The organism is Mycobacterium sp., from assembly GCF_049683355.1.
Taxonomy (GTDB): Bacteria; Actinomycetota; Actinomycetes; order Mycobacteriales; family Mycobacteriaceae; genus Mycobacterium.
Genome location: NZ_JBAUJB010000464.1, coordinates 1 through 3,464 on the forward strand (window position 1 = coordinate 1; position 3,464 = coordinate 3,464).

At 64.1% G+C, this 3,464-nt stretch carries 3 protein-coding genes and 1 pseudogene; all 4 read left to right on the forward strand.

Going from position 1 to position 3,464, the window contains the following annotated elements; genetic code table 11:
* Window positions 1-385 (forward strand): annotated as a pseudogene (locus WA944_RS26260) (IS1634 family transposase); the annotation flags it as partial.
* Window positions 386-530: 145 nt separating this feature from the next.
* Window positions 531-1,523 (forward strand): tyrosine-type recombinase/integrase, encoded by a 993-nt coding sequence (locus tag WA944_RS26265; RefSeq protein ID WP_526609408.1) that lies wholly within the window; start codon window positions 531-533, stop codon window positions 1,521-1,523.
* Window positions 1,520-2,473, forward strand: coding sequence for a tyrosine-type recombinase/integrase (locus WA944_RS26270; RefSeq protein ID WP_526370442.1), 954 nt, complete (start codon window positions 1,520-1,522; stop codon window positions 2,471-2,473). Before WA944_RS26265 ends, WA944_RS26270 begins: the two co-directional genes overlap by 4 nt.
* Window positions 2,470-3,464, forward strand: a 995-nt coding sequence (locus tag WA944_RS26275; RefSeq protein WP_526609406.1) for a tyrosine-type recombinase/integrase, incomplete at its 3' end; no start/stop codon positions are given. The genes WA944_RS26270 and WA944_RS26275, both read left to right, overlap by 4 nt.

Here is a 3,464-nt window from a genome sequence, read left to right on the forward strand (position 1 = left end):
GCGCACGGCGTCGACCAGTTCGCGGCTGCTCTATGAGGCGATCGGCAAAACCTATGACGGGTTGGGCTTTGGCGCCGTCGGTGATGCGGTGTTCCGGGACTTGGTGATCGCCCGGATCGTCGAGCCGACCAGCAAGCTTGATTCTCTTCGGGTCTTGACCGATCTGGGCGCAAATACGGTGTCTTACAGGACCATTCAACGGCACCTCCGTTCCATCGTTACGGGCGAATACCGGGATGTGATCACCGGGAAATGTTTCGCGCACTCCCATGAGCGGGGCACGTTGAGTCTGCTGCTCTATGACGTGACCACCCTGTACTTCGAAGCGGAGAACGAAGACGACCTGCGCAAGGTCGGCTACTCCAATTATCCCGAGGTCGTGGTTATGCCGAGCCGGGGGCAAGCGTGGTGGTGTTCGTGCAGTTCGGTGGAGGTTTCGGGGGTGGCTCGCGCGGCATAATCGGCCTGCGCGAGGACATGGTGTGTCTTTCTGATGGTGCATTGCTTTGCCTATCAGGAGGAGGAACCCCATGTATCCCACACGCGCTATCGATGCCGGTGATCGCCGGGTGTCGATCGATGATTTACTCATCGAGTACGAGCAGTGGCTGGATCGCCAGCGTGGTTTGTCGCCAGTGACGGTTGGCAACTACAGCAAGGCGGTTGCGCAGTTCCTCAGGACGTTGGTCCAGCCCGCCGGGGTCTCGGTGAGCCTTCTGGATGCCGGCATGGTCACTGGGTTCATGGTCGAGTTCTGCAGGGACCGCAATACGAATTCGGCGAAGTCGATGGCGCGGTCGGTGCGTTCCTTCCTGCGATTCGCCCACGCCACCGGCCGCACATCGGCTGACCTATCGGGGGCGGTTCCAGTTCCGACGGGCTGGCATTTGGCGTCGCTTCCCAAGGCAGTGCCGGCTGCAGATCTTGAGCGTCTCCTGGGTGTCGCGTCACGTCACTGCTGGACTGCTACCGATCGGCGCGATTACGCGATCTTGCTGTTGTTGGCCCGACTCGGGCTCCGCAGAGGCGAGATCGCCGCTCTTGGTCTCGACGATATCGATTGGCGAGCAGGAGAACTGACCATCGTCGGCAAAGGTAACCACGTGGAGCGTTTGCCGCTGCCATCGGAACCCGGTGAGGCGATTGCGGCGTGGCTGGTCGATGGCAGGCCGGCATGCGCGACGCGATCGGTGTTCACCACCGTCAAGCCCGCAGGACACCCGATATCGACCGCAGTGATCGCTCACCTGGTGGCCGGGGCGTGCCGAGACGCTGGGCTGGAGCGCATCAACGCGCACCGTTTCCGTCACACGCTGGCGACGCAGATGCTGCGTTGTGGGGCGTCGCTGCCGGAGGTGAGTCAGGTGCTGCGCCACCGCAGCGCGCGCTCCACCGCCATCTACGCCAAGGTCGATGACGTCGCATTGCGGCCCTTGGCCCGGCCCTGGCCGACGATCACCGCGACGGCAGATCCCGATGCCGGTCGAGGCATGGCGCGCCCGTGGCCGGGGGCACGGTCATGAAGACATTGCGCGAGAATGTCACTGATTACCTCGCCACCCGCCGGGCGCTGGGATTCAAACTCGAAGGCCTGGGCAAGCTGCTGGGCAGTTTCGTCGAGTTCTGCGAGGAACGCGGGGCCACCCGGGTCCACAACGACCTTGCAATCCGATGGGCCACAACCCCGATCAAGGTTCCGGTCAGCGACGCCCTCATAGCCCGGAGGCTGGACGCGGTGCGGATCTTCGCCCGATACCAGCATGCGTTGGATCCGCTCACGCAGATCCCAGCCGAAGAGCACCGGCCTCGTCGTTACCGGCCGAGGCATCCAAATGTACTGAGCCAAAACGATATCTGCGCGCTGCTGGCCGCGACAAGCATCCTGGATCCAGCGTTCAAGGCGCTGACGTGGCGAACATTGATCGGGCTGCTTGCCTCCACCGGGCTACGCCCGGGCGAAGCGTGCCGGCTGGCCGTCAGCGACATCAACCTGGCCGACGGAGTGATTCAGGTGCTGGAGACGAAGTTCGGCAAGTCCCGGCTGGTGTTCATCCACCCGAGCACCACCACCGTGATCGCCGACTACCTGCAGGCCCGCCAAGCATGGGTCGGGACCAGCACACACAGCAGCGCAACGGTTTTCCTCACCACCCGGCGCGGACCGATATGTCCTGACCGGCTCAATGCCACATTCCGTGAGATCGTCGCGGCCGCCGGGTTGGCCACCGCGCCGGGGTGCCGGCCAGTGCGTCTGCACGATCTGCGCCACACCTTCGCCGTGACCACGATGATCGACTGGTACCGCGACGGCCACGACGTTCAAGCGCGACTGCCACTGCTGTCAACCTGGCTCGGCCACGTCGATCCCGCCTCGACGTACTGGTATCTGCAGGCAGTGCCCGAACTGCTCACCCTTGCCGCCGACCGCCTCGACAACGCCGCCGAAGCCTCTGCCACGAAGGTGACGCCATGATCACCCCGACGCTGAGTTCGCTGCTGCAAGGGTTCTTCACCGACCGGCTGATGCGGCACCTGCGGGCCAGCCCGCAGACGATCGCGGCCTACCGGGACACCTTCAAGCTCCTGTTGACCTTCGCCGCCGACCAGACCACGAGATCCCCGGCGCAGCTGACACTCGATGATCTTGACGCCGTGATGATCGGAGCTTTCCTGAACTACCTTGACATCGAACGCCACAACAGCACCACAACCCGCAACGCCCGGCTGGCCGCGATCCATTCGTTCTACCGCTATGCGCTGCCGCTGATCCCAGAACGTGCTCACACGGCCAGTCAGATCTTGGCGATCCCGCAACGCCGCCATGACCAGGTGACCGTGTCGTATCTGACCAGCACCGAGACCGATGCCCTCCTGGCCGCGCCGGACCGAACAACCTGGTACGGCCGACGTGACCACGCGCTGCTGCTCACTGCCGTCACGACCGGTCTTCGGGTCTCGGAGATAACCACGCTGAGCATCAGTGATGTCACCACCACGACACCGGGAGCCGCCGTGCACACCACCGGAAAAGGCCGAAAGGAACGCAGCACACCGCTGACCAAACCCACCGCCGCCGCCCTGCGCGCTTGGCTGCCCGAGGCCGGCACTGCTGCCAACAGTCCAGCCTTTCCGACCCAACGCAAGACACCGATGTCAGCAGACGCGGTTCAACGACTCGTCGCCAAACATACTGCCGCAGCGGTCAATACATGCCCATCGATCGCAGCCAAGCGCGTCACTCCACACACGCTGCGCCACACCGCGGCGATGGCGCTGCTGCACGCCGGCATCGACACGTCCGTGATCGCCCTGTGGCTCGGCCACGAAAGCCCGGTCACAACCCACATCTATCTGCACGCCGACATGACCGTCAAAGAACGGGCCCTCAGCCGCGTCAGCGGACCGAACACCACCCCCGGCCGCTACCGGCCAGCCGATGATCTCATCAACTTCCTCGAACGCCT

Excerpts from the sequence above, each read along its gene's own strand:
- WA944_RS26270 (WP_526370442.1), top strand. The coding sequence starts at position 1,520 with ATGAAGACATTGCGCGAGAATGTCACTGATTACCTCGCCACCCGCCGG.
- WA944_RS26265 (WP_526609408.1), top strand. The coding sequence starts at position 531 with ATGTATCCCACACGCGCTATCGATGCCGGTGATCGCCGGGTGTCGATC.